Origin of the sequence: Variovorax sp. HJSM1_2, from assembly GCF_049316285.1 — a bacterium.
Classification (GTDB): Bacteria; Pseudomonadota; Gammaproteobacteria; order Burkholderiales; family Burkholderiaceae_C; genus Rhodoferax_B.
The window spans coordinates 37,133-58,847 of the sequence record NZ_JBMOXA010000003.1; the positions used below are offsets into that span (position 1 = coordinate 37,133).

General features: G+C 62.2%; 20 protein-coding genes and 1 pseudogene. 11 read left to right on the plus strand and 10 right to left on the minus strand.

The window, feature by feature from the left end; translation table 11 throughout:
* The first annotated feature begins 9 nt into the window (after positions 1 to 9).
* From ACFQ95_RS04340 to ACFQ95_RS04350, 3 genes are all read left to right on the plus strand, one after another.
* Positions 10 to 528: a carboxymuconolactone decarboxylase family protein gene (locus ACFQ95_RS04340; protein WP_422829592.1), complete on the plus strand. Its 519-nt coding sequence runs from the start codon at positions 10 to 12 to the stop codon at positions 526 to 528.
* A gap of 2 nt (positions 529 to 530) precedes the next feature.
* Positions 531 to 1,118 (plus strand): hypothetical protein, encoded by a 588-nt coding sequence (locus ACFQ95_RS04345; protein WP_422829593.1) that lies wholly within the window; start codon positions 531 to 533, stop codon positions 1,116 to 1,118.
* A 165-nt stretch (positions 1,119 to 1,283) separates the two neighbouring features.
* Positions 1,284 to 2,324 carry a diguanylate cyclase gene (locus ACFQ95_RS04350; protein WP_422829594.1) on the plus strand — a complete coding sequence of 347 codons (1,041 nt, stop codon included), beginning with the start codon at positions 1,284 to 1,286 and terminating at the stop codon, positions 2,322 to 2,324.
* A 3-nt stretch (positions 2,325 to 2,327) separates the two neighbouring features.
* Here the strand turns inward: ACFQ95_RS04350 and ACFQ95_RS04355 are convergent, their stop codons facing one another.
* The 4 genes from ACFQ95_RS04355 to ACFQ95_RS04370 all read right to left on the minus strand — a co-directional run bounded on the left by ACFQ95_RS04355 (position 2,328) and on the right by ACFQ95_RS04370 (position 5,752).
* Positions 2,328 to 3,254, minus strand: a complete 927-nt coding sequence (locus tag ACFQ95_RS04355; RefSeq protein ID WP_422829595.1) for a CoA transferase — start codon at positions 3,252 to 3,254, stop codon at positions 2,328 to 2,330.
* 96 nt (positions 3,255 to 3,350) lie between these two features.
* Positions 3,351 to 3,623: a hypothetical protein gene (locus ACFQ95_RS04360; protein ID WP_422829596.1), complete on the minus strand. Its 273-nt coding sequence runs from the start codon at positions 3,621 to 3,623 to the stop codon at positions 3,351 to 3,353.
* Positions 3,624 to 3,731: 108 nt separating this feature from the next.
* Positions 3,732 to 4,742 carry an ABC transporter substrate-binding protein gene (locus ACFQ95_RS04365; protein WP_422829597.1) on the minus strand — a complete coding sequence of 337 codons (1,011 nt, stop codon included), beginning with the start codon at positions 4,740 to 4,742 and terminating at the stop codon, positions 3,732 to 3,734.
* Between the two features lie 32 nt (positions 4,743 to 4,774).
* A complete protein-coding gene (locus ACFQ95_RS04370; RefSeq protein WP_422829598.1) occupies positions 4,775 to 5,752 on the minus strand; it encodes a Bug family tripartite tricarboxylate transporter substrate binding protein in 978 nt (325 codons plus the stop codon).
* A gap of 108 nt (positions 5,753 to 5,860) precedes the next feature.
* On the opposite strand from ACFQ95_RS04370, the gene ACFQ95_RS04375 reads away from it, so the two are divergent.
* Together ACFQ95_RS04375 and ACFQ95_RS04380 are read left to right on the plus strand one after the other, a co-directional pair.
* On the plus strand, positions 5,861 to 6,409 hold the full coding sequence (locus ACFQ95_RS04375) for a DUF4166 domain-containing protein (protein ID WP_422829599.1): 549 nt from the start codon (positions 5,861 to 5,863) through the stop codon (positions 6,407 to 6,409).
* A pseudogene (locus ACFQ95_RS04380) lies at positions 6,406 to 6,778 on the plus strand (thiol-disulfide oxidoreductase DCC family protein). Before ACFQ95_RS04375 ends, ACFQ95_RS04380 begins: the two are co-directional and overlap by 4 nt.
* A 22-nt stretch (positions 6,779 to 6,800) precedes the next feature.
* Here the strand turns inward: ACFQ95_RS04380 and ACFQ95_RS04385 are convergent.
* Positions 6,801 to 7,184: a DUF1090 domain-containing protein gene (locus ACFQ95_RS04385; protein ID WP_422829600.1), complete on the minus strand. Its 384-nt coding sequence runs from the start codon at positions 7,182 to 7,184 to the stop codon at positions 6,801 to 6,803.
* A 147-nt stretch (positions 7,185 to 7,331) separates the two neighbouring features.
* A complete protein-coding gene (gene pobA / locus ACFQ95_RS04390) occupies positions 7,332 to 8,507 on the minus strand; it encodes a 4-hydroxybenzoate 3-monooxygenase (RefSeq protein WP_422829601.1) in 1,176 nt (391 codons plus the stop codon).
* Between the two features lie 161 nt (positions 8,508 to 8,668).
* Here pobA and ACFQ95_RS04395 point away from each other — a divergent pair, with 161 nt between their 5' ends.
* The 6 genes from ACFQ95_RS04395 (at position 8,669) to ACFQ95_RS04420 (ending at position 17,814) form a co-directional block, all read left to right on the plus strand.
* The gene (locus ACFQ95_RS04395; protein ID WP_422829602.1) at positions 8,669 to 9,490 is read left to right on the plus strand and encodes an IclR family transcriptional regulator domain-containing protein; all 822 of its coding nucleotides are present in this window, start codon (positions 8,669 to 8,671) and stop codon (positions 9,488 to 9,490) included.
* A gap of 192 nt (positions 9,491 to 9,682) precedes the next feature.
* Complete coding sequence (locus tag ACFQ95_RS04400) at positions 9,683 to 10,711, plus strand: iron ABC transporter substrate-binding protein (protein ID WP_422829603.1); 1,029 nt, start codon at positions 9,683 to 9,685, stop codon at positions 10,709 to 10,711.
* Positions 10,712 to 11,088: 377 nt separating this feature from the next.
* Positions 11,089 to 12,819: a methyl-accepting chemotaxis protein gene (locus tag ACFQ95_RS04405; protein WP_422829604.1), complete on the plus strand. Its 1,731-nt coding sequence runs from the start codon at positions 11,089 to 11,091 to the stop codon at positions 12,817 to 12,819.
* A 219-nt stretch (positions 12,820 to 13,038) separates the two neighbouring features.
* Positions 13,039 to 15,846, plus strand: coding sequence for an EAL domain-containing protein (locus ACFQ95_RS04410; protein ID WP_422829605.1), 2,808 nt, complete (start codon positions 13,039 to 13,041; stop codon positions 15,844 to 15,846).
* Between the two features lie 154 nt (positions 15,847 to 16,000).
* Positions 16,001 to 16,540 carry a 7TMR-DISMED2 domain-containing protein gene (locus ACFQ95_RS04415; protein WP_422829835.1) on the plus strand — a complete coding sequence of 180 codons (540 nt, stop codon included), beginning with the start codon at positions 16,001 to 16,003 and terminating at the stop codon, positions 16,538 to 16,540.
* The gene (locus ACFQ95_RS04420) at positions 16,465 to 17,814 is read left to right on the plus strand and encodes an ATP-binding protein (RefSeq protein ID WP_422829836.1); all 1,350 of its coding nucleotides are present in this window, start codon (positions 16,465 to 16,467) and stop codon (positions 17,812 to 17,814) included. Before ACFQ95_RS04415 ends, ACFQ95_RS04420 begins: the two co-directional genes overlap by 76 nt.
* Here ACFQ95_RS04420 and ACFQ95_RS04425 read toward each other — a convergent pair.
* From ACFQ95_RS04425 to ACFQ95_RS04440, 4 genes are all read right to left on the minus strand, one after another.
* Positions 17,811 to 18,488 carry a response regulator transcription factor gene (locus ACFQ95_RS04425; protein WP_422829606.1) on the minus strand — a complete coding sequence of 226 codons (678 nt, stop codon included), beginning with the start codon at positions 18,486 to 18,488 and terminating at the stop codon, positions 17,811 to 17,813. The two genes, ACFQ95_RS04420 and ACFQ95_RS04425, sit on opposite strands and share 4 nt — an antisense overlap.
* A gap of 167 nt (positions 18,489 to 18,655) precedes the next feature.
* A complete protein-coding gene (locus tag ACFQ95_RS04430; protein WP_422829607.1) occupies positions 18,656 to 19,144 on the minus strand; it encodes a hypothetical protein in 489 nt (162 codons plus the stop codon).
* Positions 19,145 to 19,249: 105 nt separating this feature from the next.
* On the minus strand, positions 19,250 to 19,501 hold the full coding sequence (locus tag ACFQ95_RS04435) for a GlsB/YeaQ/YmgE family stress response membrane protein (RefSeq protein WP_422829608.1): 252 nt from the start codon (positions 19,499 to 19,501) through the stop codon (positions 19,250 to 19,252).
* Positions 19,502 to 19,612: 111 nt separating this feature from the next.
* A complete protein-coding gene (locus ACFQ95_RS04440) occupies positions 19,613 to 21,622 on the minus strand; it encodes an ABC-F family ATP-binding cassette domain-containing protein (protein WP_422829609.1) in 2,010 nt (669 codons plus the stop codon).
* Between the last annotated feature and the right edge of the window lie 93 nt (positions 21,623 to 21,715).

Genomic DNA, 21,715 nt, shown 5'->3' on the forward strand with positions numbered 1-21,715 from the left:
TCTTCAGCCATGCGTTTAAACCCCATCACCCCGGGCACACGCCCGGAACTGGCCGCCCAAGAGGCGCAAATCCTGGCGGCGCGCGGCCGCATCTCGCCGCTGTACCAGGTGCTGCTGAACAGCCCGCCCGTGGCGCATGGCTGGGAGCAAATGCTTTCGGCCATACGCAACCACAACAGCCTGCCCGCCAGCCTGCGCGAACTGGTGATACTGCGTGTGGCGGTGCTCAACCGAGCGCCGTATGAGTTCGATGCCCACGTACCACATGCGCTGGCCGCGGGTGTGTTGCCGGCCACCATAGAGGCCATGCGGGCACCGTCGCTGAGCGCACACCCCGGTATGACCGATCTGCAGCGCCTGGTACTCGAATACACCGATGCCATGACACGCGACATCCATGTGGCCGAGGCCTTGTTTGCGCGTGTGCGGGCGCACTTTGACGACCAGGCCTTGCTCGACCTGACGGCCACCGTGGCCGCCTACAACATGGTGTCGCGCCTGTTGGTGGCGCTGCAGATTGGGCATTGAGCATGGCAAGCCTTACTGAATTGCAGCTGCTGCAGGCGCGTCTGCCCGCGTCCGTGGGCGTGGCGGCGGTGGAAGCCGGTGTACGGGCGTTCTGCGCCGCAGGCCAACTGCCGTTGCGCCGCCTCGCCTGGTCGTCCACGCTGCACGAAATCTATGTCTACCTGGAGTCTGCAGAGCCCTCGGTTGCCGCCTTCAAGACACATTGCCCCTGGGCGTTGGAGGTGGGTCTTTCGCGGCTCGAGCAGGTGTTCGACACACCCGGCATCTCGCATGGTGCCGAGGCCCGCTTCCATTACGTGGTGGAGATGGACCCGGAGGCCGGCTGGATGCCAGAGATCAGCCGCTGGTACGACACCGAACACATGCCAGGCCTGGCCGCCGTGCCCGGCTGTGTACGCGCCACACGCTTTCTGAACCATGGCCACGGCCCGCTGTCGCTGGCCTGTTACGACCTCACGTATGCCGAGGCCTTGGGCTCGGCACCCTGGCTGGCGGTGCGCGCCACCGCGTGGAGCGACGTGGCGCGGCCGCATTTCACCAACACCAAACGCACCATGTTTGAGGTGCCGCGTGGTGTGGATTTCGCATGAGCTTATGTGTGTGCACCTGGGTTTCGTGGCTTCAATGCCACATCCCTGTGGCCTGCAGGTAGTTGTCACCTCGAAGTGGTAGGCATTCGTTCACTGCAACGATAGACTCGCGCTCGCCCGATCTTCCGGGCCGCAGGTTTGTCGTCAATTTGATGGACTAGAACAATGCACTACAAAGAATCCAGAGAACGCAGCGCCGAACTGCTGCGCGCCGCCATTGGCCACATGGGCCACCATGATGCGGCGCTCAATCCTCTGAGTTTTACGGTCTGGTATGAATATGCGGCGGGCCTGAATCTACGGCTCAACGAAGCCATTGCACGGCGCTTGCTGGAAGAGCCACGGTTTGGCGACGCGACCATAGAGCGGCTGTACCGCGAACACATTGCCAGCATAGACGTGGCCACCATGGAGCGTATTGGCAACGACTTCAAACGCACCATGCATGGCATGGCCGAGTCGGCCTCCAATACCGGTGCGCAGGCGGGCGCATTTGGCGCACAACTGTTCAATCTGACGCAGGCCCTGCAGGACAGTGATGCGCCGGCATTGGGGCCTTGGTTGTCCGAGGCACTGCAGGGTACGGCCGAGATGAAAAGCTCCGCCGAAGCGCTGCAGCAGCGTGTGGCCTCGAGCCAGCGCGAAATCGAGCGGCTGCAGGGGGAGTTGACGCGGGTGCGTGATGAGTCCTTGGTCGACACCCTCACCGGCACCTTGAACCGCAAGGGTTTCGAGTCCAGGGTGCAGGACCTGCTGCGGCCCGCCGTGGAAGAGGCGCCACCGAACTGCCTGGTGATGTTAGACATCGACCACTTCAAGAAAGTCAACGACACCCATGGCCACGTCATGGGCGACAAGGTGATCGAGTTGCTGGGCGAGATTCTGCGCACCTCGGTGACACACAAGTCACATGCCGTGGCGCGTTACGGCGGAGAAGAGTTTGCGATTCTGCTGCCGCGTACCTCGCTTGAAGAAAGCCTGCAACTGGCCGAGCGTGTGCGCGAACGCACCAAGGCCATGAAGATCCGCAACCGCGCCACACAAGAGGTCATCATGACCGTGACCATTTCCGCCGGTGTGGCCGTGGCGCGCGAAGACGACGATGTGGTCAGCCTGGTGGCGCGTGCCGATGGGGCGCTGTACCAGGCCAAACAATCGGGTCGCAACCGCGTGACTTGCGCCGAAGCGCTGCCCGACTTCGCTTAGTGTTTACTTCGGCAGCGTGTGCAGCGGCACATCGTTGTGAATGGCGATGTGCTCCAGCTGTTTTCGGCTCTTGCCCGCCAGAAATGCCGTGATGGCCCGGTGTGTGGCGCGGGCCTGCATGTCGCTTGTCGCCGCCAATCCGGCGACACTGCACAAGGCGGCCGCAAAGTGTGGCTCCAGCGCGGCCACGGCCACACGGCCGTCCTTGCAGGGGTAGATGCGGTAGCCCGCGTGTTGGCCGCCGAGCAGGGCGCCGGGCGCGGTAAGACCCCATAGGCGCGGCAGCGCCAGATAGGCGGCCGCATCGGCCAGCGCGACTTCCAGATAGGCGCCGGGAGCACCCGTGTGACGCAGCAGCGCCAGTTGCAAGACGGCTTCTGTGGCTTGCAGCGCGCCGCCCATGTCGGCAAACAGTGAAGCGGGCAGGTCCAGTCCGGGCAGCAGGCCGTGCTCGGCCTGGTAGGTCAGGTCATGGCCGGGCTCTTCGGCACGCGTGCCCAGCGCACCGACGATGCAGACTTGCGACAGCGCCGGATACTGCTTGTGCAATGCTCGCCAGTCGAGCCCGAGCTTGGGCAGGGCCGAGGGGCGAAACGAGGTCAACAGCACATCGGTTTTGGCCAGCGCGCGGTGCAACGCCTTTTGCCCGGCGGGTGTTTTGAGGTTGGCTGTTTGCACACGAATGCCTTCGTGCAGCGCGGCATAAACCACCGGGTTGTAGTGGGCCATGGGGTCGCCGCTGGCTTTTGTTTGGCCCGGCGTATCCGGTCCGGGTGGCTCGATCTTCACGCAGCTCGCACCCAGGGCGCGGCAACGCAACAGGGCGGCGGGGCCCGGCAGGTTGAGCGCCAGGCTCAGAATGCGCAGGCCCTTGAGTGGTTTCAAGGGCTTTTGTGGGCGGGCTGATGGGGTGCTTGCAGAAGGACTCATGCGCTATTAGTTTGGTAGCTGTTTGCGCATATTCTGCAAGCATGAGAGGCGTTTTTCTCTTGTGGTTTACGCCGAGCCCATGCGGTGAACTGGCTGTTACTTCGCGGCGCTGGCCGCCGCAGCGTTGGCTGCTGCGGCCGCCGCCAATGCGGCTGCAACCGCGTCGGCTGCCGGGGGTGGCGCGGTGTTGTTGGCCGCTGCGGCCGGAGCGGCGGTGCTGGCCGTTTCGGCCGCAGGAGCCGCAGCAGGCGCGGGGGCTGCGACCGGGGCTGCAACCGGGGCTGGAGCCGCCGGTGCTTCTTCCTTTTTGCCGCAGGCGGCCAGAACCAACAGGGCGAGTACGGCTGAGAGCGCTAGGGATTTTTTCATTGGATGATGTTGATAAAGGAATCGGGCCAGGCCACATGCTGAAGCATGTGGCCCCGCGCAACGCAGCAACTTACGTGCCGAAAGCCTCGCAAATCAAACGTTTGCTTATCAATTTCCAGGCTGCTGAAGCTCATGCTGGGCCGCCAGTGATCGCACACGTTGCGCTGTTGGCGGCAGAAAACTGGCGTCGAACAGGCGCTCGGGTGCGGGGGCACGGGCCAGCCGTTTGGCCTTGTGCATCAAGGTAATGGTTTGCGCCAGGCGTGCCGGGTCGGCCGCGCCAATGCCCAGTGTGGCACCTTCGGTGTGTGCCATCTCCAGCGCCAGGGTGCCGGCCAGGCGGGCGCGGTTGGCGACGCGGTCAATCGCCGGGTTGCGCTGGGCCACGGCATCGATGGCCGCATCGATATCGGCCACGGTGTCGGCCACACCGCGGTTCACCGCGCGCACCAGGCCGGCCACCATGCCGGGGTGGTTGCGCCGCAAGGTAGGGGTGACCATCAGTGCAGCGCCGTAGAGCGAAGGCACGTGGTGGCGCCATTCAAAATGGCGCAAGGCGCTGGTCGGGGCTATGCCGGCTTCTATGGCCTGCGCATTGATGGTGTTCACAAAGCCAAACAGGCCGTCCCACTGGCCCTGCAGCATCAGCGCCACCAGCTCGCGGTGCGGCAGGTCGGATACTTCGACTTTCACCGCCGCCGGTTCTATGCCGCAGGCCATGCAGAACTCCGGGAACATGCGCCAGGCGGCATCGTTGGGGTGTGTGACCAGGGTGCGGCCAAGCAAATCCCTGGGGCTGCGCACCGGGCCGGTTGCCGGCACGGCAATGGTGTAGGGCGAGCGGTTGTGCATGGCATAGACCGCAATCGGCGCATCGTCGGGCCGCGCCGTGGCCCATTCCACCAAGGCGTTCATGTCGCCGTAACCGGCGTCGAACAAACCGTCGGCCAGCTTGGGCACGGCGTTGGCCAGGGTGTCGCCTTCGGTGAAATCTATGGCCAGGCCTTCGTCGCGGAAATAACCCCTGTCGTCCGCCAGAAAGAACCAGGCCTGCGGGCCCGAGTAAAAGGTGTTCAGGATGAAGCGCAGGCGGAACAGATTGGCAGATGAGGTAAACATGGTGCGGACTCTAGGGCATCACGGTACGGGCATCACAGCTTGATGCCAGCGCCCTTGACGGTAGGACCGAGCACGGCCACCTGGTCTTTGACGAAGCCGTTGAACATGGCCACGCTTTCGGGTTTGGCAACGATGCCCAGGTCGGTCAGTTTCTTCTGGATCTCGCCCATCTGCAGGACCTCGTTGCAGGCCGTGTGTATGCGTGCCACCACGTCGGCCGGCAGTTTGGCCGGGCCCGACATGCCAAAGAAGTTTTCCAGCACCAGCTTGGGCTGGCCCAGCTCGACGATGCTGGGCACATCGGGCATCAAAGGAGAACGCTGGGTGCTGGTGACGGCCAGTGGCACCAGTTGGCCGGTTTTGAAGAAGGGCACATACGACGTGATCACATCAATGCCTAGCGGAATGGTGTTGGCGATCAGGTCGGTGGTCATGGGCGCGCCACCACGGTAGGGCACATGCACCATGTTGATGCCTGTTTGCTTTTTCAGCAGCTCACCATGGATGTGGCCAATGGAGCCTGGGCCGCCCGATCCAAAGTTGATGCTGCCGTCCTTGCGTGCCTGCGCTTCAAACTCGGCATAACTTTTGATGCCCGACGCTTTGCTCGCCATGATCACCAGCGGTGCAGCTCCCAGGTAGGCCACGTGGGTGAAAGCGGCTACCGGGTCGTAGGGCAGTTTGTCGAGGGTGAACGGCCCCAGCGCAATCGGCGTTGTGTTGGACAGCATAAAGGTGTAGCCGTCCGCCACGGCTGCCGCCACCTGCGCACCGCCTATGGTGCCGCCACCGCCGGGCTTGTTGTCCACCACCACCGGCTGGCCGAGCTTGAGGCTCAACTGCTCGGCCATCAGGCGCGCCAAAACGTCGCTGGAGCCGCCGGGCGGGAAGGTGACGATGATCTTGACGGGCTTGTCGGGCCACTGGGCAAATGCGGGCAAAGCGGCCAAGGCTGCACCAGCACTGAGAAGTTGCAGCGCGCCGCGACGCGTGGGGCGTAAGGTGTTCATGGGATTCCTATGGGAGTGACCGGGTCGACCCGTACAAAGCCGTAAAAGGAACTCACCAAGCAAATATTGGGCCGCTCGCAAGCGCGAGGTGCTGCTTAAACTCGGGGCATGCCAAAGAATCAACAGCGCTCACTGGTTCAACAGGCCATGGGGCCGGCGTTTGAGCAATTACCCGCCGCCGTGCAGCGCTTTCACCGTTTGAACGGGCAGCACACCTTGCATGGCTGGGTGGAGACCGCTGCGCCTGCGTCTTGGATCGCCAAGTTTTTGGCGTGGTGCACGGGGACGCCGCAGGTGGCCAGCCGTGGTGCCATCCGGTTCGAGCTGGATGCGCGGCCAGATGTAGAAACCTGGACGCGCCATTTTCCCGGCCGGAGCATGAGCTCGCAGATGCGCTTGCAGCCTGGCCGTGTAGTGGAGTATCTCGGCGCTGCGTGCCTGACATCGCTGCTGCAACGGGCGCAAGACCACTTGGCGCTACGGCTGCAGCGCATGCACTTCTGCGGTATTCCATGCCCGGCATGGCTGCGCCCCAGCTTGATTACACGCGAGTCGGGATCTCATGGCCAACTGCATTTTGAGGAGCAGGCTGCACTGCCCTGGGTCGGCGTGGTGGCCCGTTATCGGGGGCATCTGAACCTGGGGCAAGCCAAGTGATTGCGGTGTTTGATGCCCAGTGTTTGTTGTGCAATGGCTGGGTGCAATTTCTGTTACGGCACGATCAAAAGGGCGTGATCCGTTTTGCTGCCATGCAGGGCGCGCTGGGGTAGCTGCGGCTGGTGGATGATGGGGTGGGCGCTGATCACGGGAGCGCCGCACGCCGTTGGCAACATTTGGCCGCGATTCTGCGGCTGCTGCATGCCGTGGGCTGGCCCTGGCGCTTGGTCTGGGTGGCTTGGCTGGTGCCCCAGCGCCGCTGCGCGACAGCTTGTACCGTTGGCTGGCGCGCAACCGCTACCGCTGGTTGGCCGCTCAGATGTCTGTTTGATGCCGCCTGTGCATTCCAGCGCCTGCTTTCTCGACTAGCAGCCGCGGGCCCGGCAGCACCTCAAAGCGGCGCGTCTTTCAGGCGTTGCAGCTCGGCCTTTTCTTCGTCCAGCTTCTTTTGGCGGCTGGCCACTTTGCTGGCGCTGCTCTGGCTCTTGGCTTTTTCGAGGTCGCGCTCGCGTTCGGCCACTTTCTTCTCCTGGCTGCGTACTTTGCCGTCGTGGGCGGCCTGCAGTTTGGCTTCGGTGCAGCCGCTGCTGAGCTCTTTCTGGGCACGCTCCAGGCCGCGCACTTTCTGCTTGTGGCCACCGGCCCGGGCGGCTTCGATCTCGCTGCTGATGGCGTCAAACTTGGCCTGGCACGGCGCATCGAGTTGGGCTTGGGCAAAGGCCGTGGAGGCGCCGCAGAGCAGGGCCGCGGCCGCGAACAGATGCATGAACTTCATGTGTGCTCCAAGTAAATGTTGTAGCACGATAGCACGCTGCATACCTGACAAAGAACGTCTTCAGGCGACGCTGAATAAGTTCCCTTGGATGGCCGCGCCCTGGGATGGGAGGGATGCGGGCGCCCAGAGGGACTTGTTCGGCGTTGCCTAGACCAGCGGCAGACCTACGTAGTTTTCAGCCAGCGAGGTGGACGCGGCGGTGGAGTTCACCAGGTAGTCGAGTTCGGCTTCCTGTATCTTCTGGCCAAATTCGCCGGTGTCGGGGAAGCGGTGCATCAGCGAGGTGAACCACCACGAAAAACGCTCGGCCTTCCAGACGCGGCGCAGGCAGCGTTCGGAATAGCTGTCTATGCCAACATCGGATTTTTCACGGTAGAACTCCGCGAGTGCGCTCGACAGATAGCCGACATCGCTGGCCGCCAGGTTCAGGCCCTTGGCGCCGGTGGGTGGCACGATGTGGGCGGCGTCGCCGGCCAGGAACAAGCGGCCGAAGCGCATGGGTTCGGCGACAAAACTACGCAGCGGGGCTATGCTTTTCTCGAGTGACGGGCCGGTGACCAGGTTGGCGGCGGCTTCGGGGTCGAGGCGGCTGCGCAGCTCGTTCCAGAAGGCGTCGTCGCTCCAGTTCTCGACCTTTTCTTCCATCGGCACCTGCACGTAGTAGCGGCTGCGCGTGGCGCTGCGCATGCTGCACAAGGCAAAGCCGCGCGGCGTGTTGGCGTAGATCAGTTCGTGCGACACCGGTGGCACATCGGCCAGCACGCCGAGCCAGCCGAAGGGGTAGACCTTTTCATAGGTGTGCAGCTTGTCCTGCGGCACGCTGGCGCGGCTGACACCGTGGTAGCCGTCGCAACCGGCAATGAAGTCGCAACTGATCTCGTGGGTCTGGCCGTCCTTGGTGTAGCGCACCTTGGGGTTGGTGCTGTCGAAGTCGTGCAGCGTCACGTCGCGCGCTTCGTAGATGGTGGTCAGGCCTTCTGCGGCGCGTGCCTGCATCAGGTCGCGTGTGACTTCGGTCTGGCCATAAACCATTACCTGCTTGCCGCCGCTCAAACCTTGCAAGTCGATGCGATGGCGTGCGCCCTTGAACAGCAACTCTATGCCATGGTGCGGCAGGCCTTCGGCATGCATGCGCTGGCCCACGCCGGCCTGGTCCAGCAAGTCCATGGTGATTTGTTCCAGCACCCCGGCACGGATGCGGCCGAGCACGTAGTCGGGGCTCTGGCGTTCGACCACCACGGCGTCTATGCCGGCCTTGTACAGCAACTGGGCGAGCAACAGACCGGACGGGCCGGCGCCAATGATGGCAACTTGGGTGCGCATGTGAATGTCTCCTGGAATGGCGATGTTTGAAATCTGTCTAAAGCTTAGAACGCCAGCCAAGCCTAAGCCAGCCGGTGACTGCACTGTTTGCGCGATGATCGGATTTGTTGTGCGATGATCGCGCATTGGTTTATTTCTTGCGCGACGGAGTAACTGACGTGATGGCCATTGCGAAAGCAGATCTGATTGAAGGCATGGCCAAAGGCATGGCCGTGCTGGAGAGTTTTGATACCGAGCGCCAACGGCTCAACGCTACCTTGGCCGCCCAGCGTGCCGGGCTGACCCGCGCTGCGGCGCGCCGGCACCTGTTGACCCTGGCGCACCTGGGTTACCTGGAAACCGATGGCAGTTACTTCTGGCTGGCGCCCAAGGTCTTGCGTTTTTCTGGCAGTTACCTGGGTTCGGCGCGCTTGCCGCGTTTGTCGCAGCCGACGCTGAACCGGCTGGCGGCGCAAACCCAGGAATCGTTTTCGGTGGTGGTGCGCGACAGCGACGAGGTGGTGATCGTGGCGCGCAGTGGCAATGACCGCGCCGAAGCCATCAACCTATTGGACGGACAGGGGGGTATGGTCGGAGAAGGGCGCCGCGCGCGCATCCTGGCCTATGGTCTGCATCTGGGCGCGCGTTTGCCGGCGTTTGCCACTTCTACCGGACGGGTGTTGCTGGCTTCGCTCAACCGCACGGAATTTGCCGCCTGGATGAAAGGCCGGGGCTTCCACCGGCTGACCGCCCACACCCTCACCGAAGCCAAGGCGATTCGTGCCGTGGTGGCGCAGGCGCGGGCCGACGATTTCTGCGTTACCAGCGAAGAGCACGAAATCGGCGTGCATGCGCTGGCCGTGCCACTGCGCAATCTGCAGGGCCGCACCATGGCGGCATTAAACGTGGTGACATCGCCGCAGCGGCTGCAGCAGGAGGTGATGCGGCGCGAGTTGCTGCCGCTGCTGCAGGAGGCCGCACGTGAACTGCGGCCCTTGTTGTGACCCATGACCCGAGCGCGCACAAGGCGGCTGGCGCGCTTGATCGCCCTCGGCGTGACGCGGCCATTTGGGGTTTCTATAATTCAAATGACAAGCATTCTTGTTTGCGTTCTAGTAGGTGGGCGAGATGCTTGCAAATTTTGCTCCGTCGGCAGGCTGCGGCGGGATGGTTTCTTAGATATGAGGTCAATAGTTATGCAGGTACGCGCAGGCGCTTCGCGTCGATCGGTGGTTTTGGGTCTGGGGGCTGGTTTGGGTCTGGCTTCGCTAGGTGCGCGTGCACAAAGTGGCGACAGCGGCTTGTTGATCTATAACGCGCAACACGCCACTCTGACGGCTGCCTGGGTGGACGCGTTCACCCGTGAAACCGGCATCAAGGTGACGGTGCGTGACGGCGGTGACTCGGAGATCGCCAACCAGATCGTGCAAGAGGGAGGCCGTTCGCCAGCCGACATTTTCCTGACCGAGAACTCGCCCGGCATGGTGCTGGTAGACAACGCCGGTTTGTTGGCGCCGCTGGATCAGGCCACGCTGACCCAGGTGCCAGCCGAATTCCGTCCGGCCAACGGCCATTGGACGGGCATCGCGGCGCGCAGCACTTTGTTCGTCTACCGCAAGACCAAGCTCTCGCGTGACGCGCTGCCTAAGTCCATCATGGACCTGGCCAAGCCCGAGTGGAAGGGCCGCTGGGGTGCTGCGCCTGCGGGCGCCGATTTCCAGGCCATCGTGAGCGCGATCCTGCAACTCAAGGGCGAGGCTGCCACGGCAGAGTGGCTCAAGGGGCTGAAGGAAAACGTGGTGGTGTTCCGCAGCAACGGTGCGGCCATGAAGGCCGCCAACGACGGTGTGGTCGAAGGCGCGCTGATCTACCACTATTACTACTATGGCGACGCCGCGCAGCAGAAAACCACCAGCAGCGACAAGTTGGGCCTGCATTACTTCCGCAACCAGGATCCGGGTGCATTTGTGAGTGTCTCGGGCGGTGGCGTTATGGCGTCGAGCAAGCGCCAGGCGCAGGCCCAGACCTTCATCAAGTGGCTGACCGGCCCTGGTGGCCAGGACATCTTGCGCAACGGCCGCTCGTTTGAATATGCCGTGGGTGTGGGGGCTGCGTCCAACCGCAACCTGGTGCCCTTGGCCGACCTGCAGGCGCCACGTGTGGAGATTGCCAAGCTCAACACCGGCAAGACCACGCAGTTGATGATGGATGCGGGCTTGCTCTAAGACTTGGCCCAGCACATGAAAAAAAAGCGCCGTAAGGCGCTTTTTTTGTGCCCGAGGCAAGGGTTGTGGGGTTCGATGTTGCTGTCGCCGGAGGCGGCGGCAAGCCGACCCATGAAGGGCTGAAGCGCCATACGCCGAGATTGGTATGTGTTCGCAGCCTGAGCGAGATGGCAAACCCGAGCGCCTGAGAGCCGCTTGTAAGAAGGCTCGCGGGTTCGCACGGAACTGCTCAGACTTGCTCAGTTTCAATGGATTTTGTCCCTCTATAGTTACTCTTTATTACATGTGATAACTGAAAAACTCGCATGTATTGGGTAACGAAGCCCATTAGAGCCAACTGCAGTAGTACGACGATTTCATAGCGATTTCAATCTCATATGCTCAGCAATCTGACAATTCGTGCCAAGCTTTCCATCGCCTTCAGCGGTCTTGCGATCATGGTTCTCGCCGTCGCAGGTCTGTCACTGAGGTCTCTCAACGACGCCAACGATAGATTCGTCCATTACATCAATGGCATTGAAGCCCGCGCAAAGATGGCCGAAGAGGTGCGTACCGCCGTGGACCGGCGCGCCATCGCCGCGCGCAACCTGGTTCTGGTTTCCAAGTCAGCCGATCTAGAGAATGAAAAAACGCTGGTCACCCAGGCACACCAGGATGTGGTGGCCCATCTCTCCAAGCTCAAAGAGATGGTGACCGCCCCCGATGCCAGTGACAAGGCGCGCAGCCTGGTGGCGGATATAGACAAGATCGAGCAATCCTACGGGCCGGTGGCACTGGCCATTGTGAATCTCGCGCTTAACGGACAGAAAGATGTTGCCATCTCCAAGATGAATGATGAGTGCCGCCCACTGCTGGCGGCGCTGATCAAGGCGACTACCGAGTACGCCAGTTTCACGGTGACACGCGCAAGAGGTCTCACCTCAGACGCCCAAGAGAGCTACGCCACGCAACGCAACCTGCTGTTTATTGCGTGCCTGATCGCAGTTGTTGCTGCGGGCTCCGCCGGAGTGTTGCTCACACGTTCGATTGCCGGCCCTATCACACAGGCCGTGCGGGTCGCCGAGTCCGTGGCCGACGGTGATCTGACGCTTCAGATCCACAGCAAGGGGCGCGACGAGGTGTCGCAGTTGCTGGTCGCGCTCAGCCGCATGAGCCAGAGCCTGCGCAACGTGGTCAGCCAGGTGCGCCAAAGCAGCGACAGCATTGCAACCGGTTCTACGCAGATCGCCACCGGAAACTCGGATTTGAGCCAGCGCACAGAAGAGCAGGCGAGTGCGCTGCAACAAACCGCAGCTTCAATGGAGCAGTTGGGCTCCACCGTCACACAAAACGCGGACAACGCCAGGCAGGCCAACCAACTCGCAAAAAGTGCCTCGACTGTGGCGGAGCAGGGTGGCCATGTGGTGTCACAGGTGGTGGGCACGATGCGTGGCATCAGCGAAAGCTCGAAGAAGATCGCCGACATCATAGGCACGATAGACAGCATTGCCTTTCAAACCAATATTCTCGCGCTCAACGCCGCGGTAGAAGCGGCCCGCGCGGGCGAACAAGGCCGCGGCTTTGCGGTGGTCGCCAGTGAGGTGCGCAACCTGGCTCAGCGCAGCGCCCAAGCCGCCAAGGAAATCAAAGCCCTCATCACGGACAGCGTCGAGCGCGTCGAGCAGGGCACCACCCTGGTCGACCAAGCGGGGCGGACGATGAACGAAATCGTCAGCAGCATCCTGCGTGTGACCGACATCATGGGGGAGATCAGCGCCGCCAGCACGGAGCAGAGTTCCAGCGTTGGCCAGGTGGGCGCTGCTGTCGCAGAGATTGACAGGGGCACACAGCAAAATGCGGCCCTGGTGGAAGAGATGGCGGCTGCGGCCACCAGCCTCAGCGGCCAGGCCCAGGATCTGGTGCGTTCCGTCGCCGTCTTCAAGATCGAGCAGCGCTCGCTGACGGTCGCCCTGGACACGCGCCAAGCGCCCGTCACGCGGCCATCTCAAGCCGCAGCCGGATCACTGCCGCTCGCCAAGCGGCCTGCCGTGGCCAAGCCGCTGGCTTCAGCCGCCCCGAAACTGACCACCGCGACGGCCGCTGCGGGTGAGGGTTGGGAGAGCTTTTGAGCGCGATGGCATCACTGGCTCCAGCCCGGCTGTATCCAGTCCATCGACGAGGCCTGCAATCCATTCGTTTCTGCGATCGGGCGTAGCCGCCATCGGCTACTTGCCGCGTAAAAGCGGGGGCGGATGTGGTCCAGTCGTTCCGATGAAGAGTGCTTGCGCATGCCCAAGCGGTGGGTAAACTGCATGCGCGATCCGTACGGTCTAGAGAAGTGAGCCCCTATGGCAGTCAAGTTCGCAGCTTCACCGGTGACTAAAGGAACGATGGCCATCTCGTGGCCATTCCTTGGCGTCGTGGGTTTGCTGCTGGTGCTGAACATTGCCAGCATGGACGTGTTGTCGGCCGCCCGCGCCTTCGTTGGCGCGGAAAGCCTCTGGTCCAAGGGCCAGAAGCAGGCGCTTCAATCCCTTGAACGCTATGCCCGTAGCGGTGCAGAAGAGGACTATCTGCTCTACGAGCGGGCCGTGGCCGTGCCGCTGGGGCACCGCGATGCCCGCCTGGCGCTGGAGAGCCCCAAGCCGGACCCGCTGGTCGTGACCTCGGGTTTGGTGCGGGGTGGCAATGACCCGCGCGATGTCCCTGGGATGGCGCGCTTGTTTCGCAACTTCAGGCACTACGGACCAGTGGAGCGCGCCATCGGCATCTGGACCGATGCCGATGTGCTGGTGCAGGATTTTGTCGGCCTTGCGCAGCAACTGCGTGAACCCGTGCAATCCGGTGACCGAGGCCGGGCGCTGGCCTTGCTGGAAAAGCTGTATGCCATTGACGCGCAGCTGACGCCCTATGAAGAGCAATTCTCCTTCGCGCTGGGCGAAGCGTCACGCCAGGCCAAGGGTTTGCTGCTGCTGGCGACCTTGTTGACCGCGGCCATCTTGACCACGGCCGGCATGATACAGACGCGCCGGCTGGTGCTCAGCAAGCACAGCATGGCGGCTTCGCTCGAATTCAGCGAGCAGCGCCTGAAGCTGGCGATTGCCGCCAGTGATCATGGCATATGGGACCTGGACCGGATCAACGACGTGATCCACGTATCGCCGCATTTCATGGCGGCCTTGGGCCACAAGGACTGGCCGGCGGAAACCAGCGTGTCGAATTTCCTGGCGCTGCTGCCGCAGGAAGACCGCGAACTGCTGGCTCAGACCATGCGCGCCCTGCGCAGCACGGACTACAGCCTGGATGTTGAGTTCCGCGTGCTTTCATCCTCCCACGGCCATCGTTGGGTGCGGGCCAACGGCAGTGCCGTTCACAACGCCGAGGGCCAGCTCACACGCCTCGCCGGGGCGCTGTCCGACATCACGGAGCGCAAGGCGTCCCAGGATCAGCTGTTCGAACAGAAGGAGCGCGCGCAGGTGACGCTCCAATCGATAGGCGACGCCGTCGTTACCACCGATGCGAATGGCTTTGTCGATTACCTCAACCCGGCCGCCGAAACGCTGCTCGGACTCAGCACAGGTGCGGCATGCAGCAGCGCAATTGCCGAGGTCTGCCGCTTTATCGACGAGAACTCCCGGCTCGCCTTGCCCCATCCCATAGAGACCGCCCTGCGCGAGGGGAAGAGCGCCCGTCTCGGTGCGGGGGCCGTGCTGGTCCGCCAGGACGGCGGAGAGGTGGCACTCGACGCTTCGGCGGCCCCGATCTGCGGGCGCAACGGCGCGGTTCTGGGCATGGTCCTGGTCTTGCGCGATGTCAGCCGTGAACGCGCCATCGCCGCGAAATTGTCCTACCAGGCCACGCACGATTCCGTGACTGGGCTGATCAACCGGCGCGAGTTCGAGCGTCGCCTGAGCCTTGCGCTAGAAAGCGCACGGGATGCACAGCAGGAACATGTGCTGCTGTACCTGGATCTTGACCAGTTCAAGATCGTCAACGACACCTGCGGCCACGCCGCCGGCGATGATTTGTTGCGTCAGGTTGCCAGCTTGTTGAAGACCCGCCTTCGCGCCGGGGACGCCTTGGCGCGATTGGGCGGTGATGAGTTCGGACTCTTGCTTGAGCATTGCCCCCTGGAGCATGCGCTGCGGATCGCGGAACAGCTACGCCAGGCCGTGGTGGAATGCCGATTTGTCAGTGGAGATCGATCCTTCCCGATTGGTGTGAGCATAGGCCTGGTGAACCTAGATGCCGATGATGCAGACCTTGAGTCGGTTCTCAGTGCCGCAGACAGCGCCTGTTATGTGGCCAAGGAGAACGGTCGCAACCGGGTGCAGGTCTACCATCCTTCGGACAGGGAACTAGCGCTGCGCCACGGCATGATGCAATGGGTCACGCGCATCCAGGAGGCGATAGACGAAGGGCGCCTGCGCCTGTTCGCGCAGCGTATTGCGCCGGCGCGCGCCGCCGACGGTGATCGCCTGCATCTGGAGGTTTTGCTGCGCATGGTTGAGCGCGACGGCCGGCTGGTTCCGCCCATGGCCTTCCTGCCGGCCGCCGAGCGCTTCAATCTGATGTCGGCGATCGATCACTGGGTGGTGCGCAGCACCTTTGAGACATTGGCGCGACACGCAGCCGGCACTGTCGCCCTGTGTGCCATCAACCTGTCGGGTATCAGTGTCTGCGACGACCGCTTTCTGGAATTCATCAAGACCGAGCAAGCGCGTTATGGGATAACACCGGCCATGATTTGCTTCGAGATCACCGAAACGGCCGCTATTTCCAACCTGGCCAAGGCGTCCAAGCTCATCGACGAACTGCGCGGCCTGGGCTACAGCTTTGCACTCGATGACTTTGGCTCAGGTATGGCCTCGTTCGGTTATCTCAAACAACTGCCCATAGACTATCTGAAGATCGATGGTTCCTTCGTCAAGGACATGCTGGAAGACCCCATAGATTGCGCAATGGTCGAAGCCATCAACAAGATTGGTCATGTCATGGGTATCAAGACGATTGCCGAGTTTGTCGAGAACGACGCCATCCTGGAGCGCCTCTGCGACATGGATGTGGACTTTGTGCAGGGTTATGGCGTTGGCAAACCCGAACCGCTGGAGATGGTGATGGAAACGGCAAGAAGCAGCCTGCTGATGGCCTCTTGAGCAAATGCTGCAACACTTTTTAAGACTGCTTTTGGCCAGCTTGGTCTTGGCCCTGGGCATGGGTGTTTTGGCCGCTCCATTGGGTGCAAGCCAAGAGCCTCCAGCGATGGTTCACTTGAGTGACGTCGCAGGCCGCGTTCCACTCACCGACAAGATGCAGCTATTGCTGGATCCCACAGGAGAGAAGACTTTCCAGGAGGTCGCCGATGCGGTGATGCAAGCCATGCCGGGAGATAGCCTGACGACGGGGTATACCAAGTCAGTCATCTGGTTACGCCTGAGCCTGAACCAGCCCGTCAACGCGGCAGGCAGCGATTGGCGCCTGCTGGTCGACAACGTCCAGGTCAACGACATTCGGTTCTACCTGAGAAGCCCAGACGGAACTTGGCTCGAACAGAGGGCCGGGCGCAACTACCCGCATGACGTTTGGCCAATCAAGACCCGGGCTCCGGTGTTCACGATGTCACTCGAGCCAGGCACTTACCAGGTGCTGTTGCGCATCCAAGGCGGGCATACCTTGAGCGGCGCGATCAGCCTGTGGAGTCCGCGCAATTTCGCCGACTTCGCGATCTCCGAATCCTTTGGTTTTGGGGCTTACTTTGGCGCCTTTTTTGTGCACTGCTGTTGCAGTTCTTTTTCTGGGTGGTTGGCAAGGAGCCGTGTTTTGGTTGGTACATCCTTTATTCAATGGTGATCTTTTTTGCCAACTTGCTGAACACAGGATACCCACAGAACCTGTTCGACTGGGGGGCTCCGACCTCGTTTGCGCTGATGGGCGCCTATGTGTGTCTGGCTCCCGCGGTCATGGTCAGAATGACGGTGGTCTGGCTGGAGCTGGAGCCGCAGCTGCCTTTGCTTTGCAAGATTTATCAAGCTGTGGCCTACACCATTTGCGCAGCCACGGCCCTGCTGGTTCTCTCCGGGCGTTACACGCTGGGCTTGCAGCTCAATCAGATCGGGGCGCTGGCCTGGATCCTGATCTCGCTGGCGCTTGGCACATACATCTGGCTTGTACGCAAACAAGCCAAGGGCTGGCAGTACCTGCTGGTTTTCCTGTTTGTGGATGTCGGAATCTCGGTTCGTTTTGCGCGCAATATCGGACTGCTGCCCTCAACCGTGCTGACCGATTACGCCATTTTTATTGGCGTCGCCTTGCATATGACGGCCATGAGTTTGTTCTTCATCTACACCTACAGCTCCTTGCGCGAGGCCTTGCGTGTCGAGCAGCGCGCCCGCGAAGAGCAGCGCGACTTTGTGAGCATGGTGTCGCATGAGTTTCGAACGCCCCTGGCCATCATCAGCACCTCGGCGCAACAGCTCGCATCCAACCCGTTTGCACCCATGAGCAAGGTCCAGCGGCGCGCGCAAAATATCCGCAGCGCGACGCTTCGATTGAGCCAGTTGTTGGATGAATACCTTTCCCTGGAGCGCCTTGACACCGCCCATCAAGCCCTCACGCTTCGCTCGGCCGATTTCTACGAAGTGATAGAGGAAGTGGCCGCAGACTGGGACATAGACAAGATCAACATCCAGATCAAGGATTTGCCTACGCCGTTTGTCTGTGACCACAAGCTCATGCGCATCGTGTTGAGAAATCTCCTGGCCAATGGGATTCGGCACTCGCCGCCACAGGCCAGAATCGATCTGCGCGTCAGCGGCACGGCCAAAGGGGCGCTGCATATCGAGGTGGAGGACCACGGTTGCGGCATCCCCGCTGACGAGCTGCCCAAGCTCTTTCAGAAGTTTTTCCGGGGCCGGGCTGCGCAAGGCGCGCCGGGGGCGGGCTTGGGTCTTTATCTGGTCAAGCGCGTCATCGAATTGCATGGCGGCACCATCACCGTTAAAAGCGAGCCAAAGCTAGGCACTTTGTTTGTGATCGACCTGCCCAAGCTTCAGTGGAATGGTTCGATCAACCAGACTTATGAGCCGCCAGCGTCGGCAGGGCGCAAGAACCATCCAGGGTTCTAGAGCCGCACATCCACCGGGGCCCGAAAGCTGAACCCCACACTTCGGATGGTGCTGACGGGCAGTTCCTGGCCGCAGGCTTCCTGTACTTTGCGCCGTAACCGGGTCATTTGGGTATCGAGTCGGCGTTGATCGTAGTCCAGCCAATTCGCGCCAAGTGCTTTGACGATGGCCTCGCGGTGCACCACCTCGCCGCCCTGAGCCAAGGTCTTCAACACCGTGAAGTCCTGGGCCGAAAGCTGTATGGGATAGGCCCCCGGAGGCGTCAGCTGACGAGGCGCACTTTGCAGAATCCAGCGCGGCGGTTCATCGAAGTGCATGCGTCGTGCCAGGGCCTCAATCGTGGCCGCAAGTTCCGCCAGATCGGATGTCTTGGGTATGTAGTAGTCGGCACCGCTATGCAGTCCGTGGACCTTGTCCAGGGTCCCGCCACGTGCTGTCAACACAATGACGCCTAGCTCCAGGCCATCGCGGCGCATGCGCAGAACAAGGTCCATGCCATCGCCGTCTGGCAGGCCACGATCAAGTACGGCGACCTGGTGGATCGACGGCCGAAAGGCCGCGGTGAATGCCTCGAGTGACGAGGTTGCTGTGACCGAATGGCCCTGGTCGACGAGGAACTCTGTCAGCTCCTCGAGCAGGATAGGTTCGTCTTCGAGCAGGATTACGTTCGCCATAGGCTTATTCTAAAAAAGCCCATAGAAGCACAGGCTGAGCAAACCTAAGCAACGGGCCAATGAACTGGCTGCTCCTGCGTCTCAAGCGAAACCCCGGCCGCGACACCCTGCCGCAGCCTTGTGCAAAAGCGGATGGTGTTTGTCGCTGCATGCGACGCGGGTCAGCTCTACGCCTGCAACTTCAGTTGGGCCGAGCGCGCAACGCGCACGCAGTCCTTCAAGTGTTCTTCCCCGAGAAAACGTATGGCCGTATAACCCATCAGTGCGGCGACGGCTTGCCCGGCCAAGGGCACATATTTGGCGGCTTGTTTGGCCGTCATGCGCATGCCGACCTTGGCCGCGGCACTGACAACCAGTTCGCGGGTGATGAGTTTGCCTATCAGTACCGAGCCCACCATGGTGACCGCCTTCTGTACCTGCTCGCGCTGCGAAGGGTTGAGCCGGTCAAGCTGTTCCGGCGCCAGGCCAAAGGTGGCCGTGACCTGGGGGATGAGCTTGCTGAGCAAGGCCGCATCCACCGCCCAGTCAAGGCCTGGAATCGGCACCATGCTGGCGCCAGCGGCGAGCAGGGCCTGGCGGTGCAGCATTTGCCGGCTGCGGCGCACGGCATGCACCAGTGCGGGATCTCCGTCGGCGAGTTGCAGGGCTGTGGGCATTTGATTCGACCCTCTGATGTGACTCAAGCCAGAAGCCTAACAGCCAAAGGATTACTCTGATGTACCGAGGGGGATCGCCAGTGAAGGGGCGCAGCCTGGGGCTGATCAGGACTTCTTGGCGATCATGCCGTAGATGAACAGCAGCACCACGGCGCCCACCACCGAGGCGATCCAGCCGGCGCCTTCGCCGGGGGCGTACCAGCCCAGCTTGCTGCCGAGGAAATTGGCACCGAACGCGCCCGCAATGCCCAACACGGAGGTCATGAGCAGGCCCAGCTTGTCGTCGCCAGGTTTGACGGCGCGGGCGATCAAACCCACCACAAAGCCCACAATCACAGTTCCAATCAAAGACAACATATGCAGTTCCGGGATGAGTTATGGAAATGCCGACTGTACTGTCTCAGCTCGCTGCTGGCGTGACTTTATGATTCGCTCGCCCCGGCAAAACCAGGGCGAGGTAACCAACACTTACACCTCGGCGGTGCGGATGGCTTCGATCTGTTCCGACAGGCTCAGCCACTGTTCTTCCAGCGTCGCCAACTCGTCGCCCACGGCCTTCAGGCGTTTGCCCGCAGTGGCCAGATCGGCTGGCGTGAGCGGAGTGCTCATCTGGGTTTCCAGTTGCTCTTTCTCCTTTTGCAACGCGGCCATGGTTTGCTCGGCCTTGTCGAGTTGCTTTTGCAGCGGCTTGGCCTGGGTGGCGAGTTGCTGGCGGCGCGCGGAGTCGACGCGGCGTTGTTCGGCGGGGTTGACTGCCGGGGCGGCAACCGGGGCGGGAGCCGCAGCCACTGCGGGGGCCTTGGCAACTGCAGCCGATGCGTTCTTGGCTTCCTCGCGCAGGCGTTTGCTTTCGTCGAGCAGGTAGCGCTGGTAGTCGTCCAGGTCGCCGTCAAAAGGCGCGACACCGCCGCGCGACACCATCCAGAATTCGTCGCACACCGAGCGCAACAGCGCCCGGTCGTGGCTCACCAGCATCACCGTGCCTTCGAACTCATTCAGCGCCATGGCCAGCGCTTCACGCGTGGCCAGATCCAAGTGGTTGGTCGGCTCATCGAGCAGCAGCAGGTTGGGGCGCTGCCAGACGATCATGCACAGCACCAGGCGCGCCTTTTCGCCGCCGCTCATGCTGCCCACGGCCTGTTTGACCATGTCGCCGCTGAAGTTGAAGGTGCCCAGAAAGCTGCGCAGGTCTTGCTCGCGTGTCGCCTGACCCGCCAGCCGGCCGGCGGCGGTGGTTTCCTTCACCAGGTGGATCATGTGCTCCAGCGGGTTGTCGGCCGGGCGCAGCACGTCCAGTTCCTGCTGGGCGAAGTAGCCGATGTTCAGACCCTTGCCTTCGGTGATTTCGCCCTCGATAGGGCGCAACGCACGCGCCACGGTTTTCACCAGTGTCGATTTACCCTGGCCGTTGGCGCCCAAAATGCCTATGCGCTGGCCGGCCAGCACCGACTTGCTGACCTTTTGCACGATGACGGTGGGCGGCGTGCCGGGCGCGGCATCTTCTGGTGCGGGGTAACCAAAGGTGCAATCGGCCATCGACAGCATGGGGTTGGGCAGGTTGGCCGGCTCCTTGAACTCGAAGGTGAATTCGGCCTCGGCCAGCAGCGGCGCAATCTTTTCCATGCGGTCCAAGGCCTTGACGCGGCTTTGCGCCTGCTTGGCCTTGCTGGCCTGGGCCTTGAAGCGCGAGATGAACTTCTGCAGGTGAGCGATCTTGTCTTGCTGCTTGGCGTAGGAAGCCTGCTGCAATTCGATCTTCTCGGCGCGCATGTCTTCAAACTTGCTGTAGTTGCCGCCATAGCGGTTCAGCTTGGCGGTTTCGATGTGCGCCGTGACGTCGGTGATGGCGTCCAGGAATTCGCGGTCGTGGCTGATCACCAGCAGCGTGCCGGTATAGCGCTTGAGCCAGGCTTCCAGCCACACCAGGGCGTCCAAGTCCAAGTGGTTGGTGGGTTCGTCGAGCAGCATCAGGTCGGACGGGCACATCAGCGCGCGGGCCAGTTGCAGGCGCATGCGCCAGCCACCCGAGAAGCTGTTCACCGGGTTGTCGAGTTCGCTGGTCTTGAAGCCCAGGCCCAGGATCAGCGCCTGCGCGCGTGCCTGGGCATCGCCAGAACCTGCGTCGTAGAGCGCCATGTAGGCGTTGGCCATGCGCTCACCGTCGTCGCTGGCCTCGGCGGCGGCCACTTCCTCGCGCGCGGCCAGCAGCGTGGTGTCACCGTCGATCACGAAATCGGTGGCGCTCTGATCGGTCTCGGGCATGTCCTGGGCCACCTGGGCCAAGCGCCATTGCGCGGGGACGTTGAAGTCGCCACCGTCTTCGTGCAGCGTGCCATTGAGCAGCGCAAACAGCGTTGACTTGCCCGCGCCATTGCGGCCCACCAGGCCAACCTTTTCACCTGGGTTGATGGTGAGGTTGGCGCTGTCGAGCAGCACTTTGGCGCTTCGGCGCAATACGACGTTTTTCAGGGTGATCATGGCAATGAGGCCGCCCGGGGCGGCCAAGAAAACGGAAACAATTGGCGCCGAGGTGAGGACCAGGGCTGGGGCGGCACCTAGGGCTAACAAGAG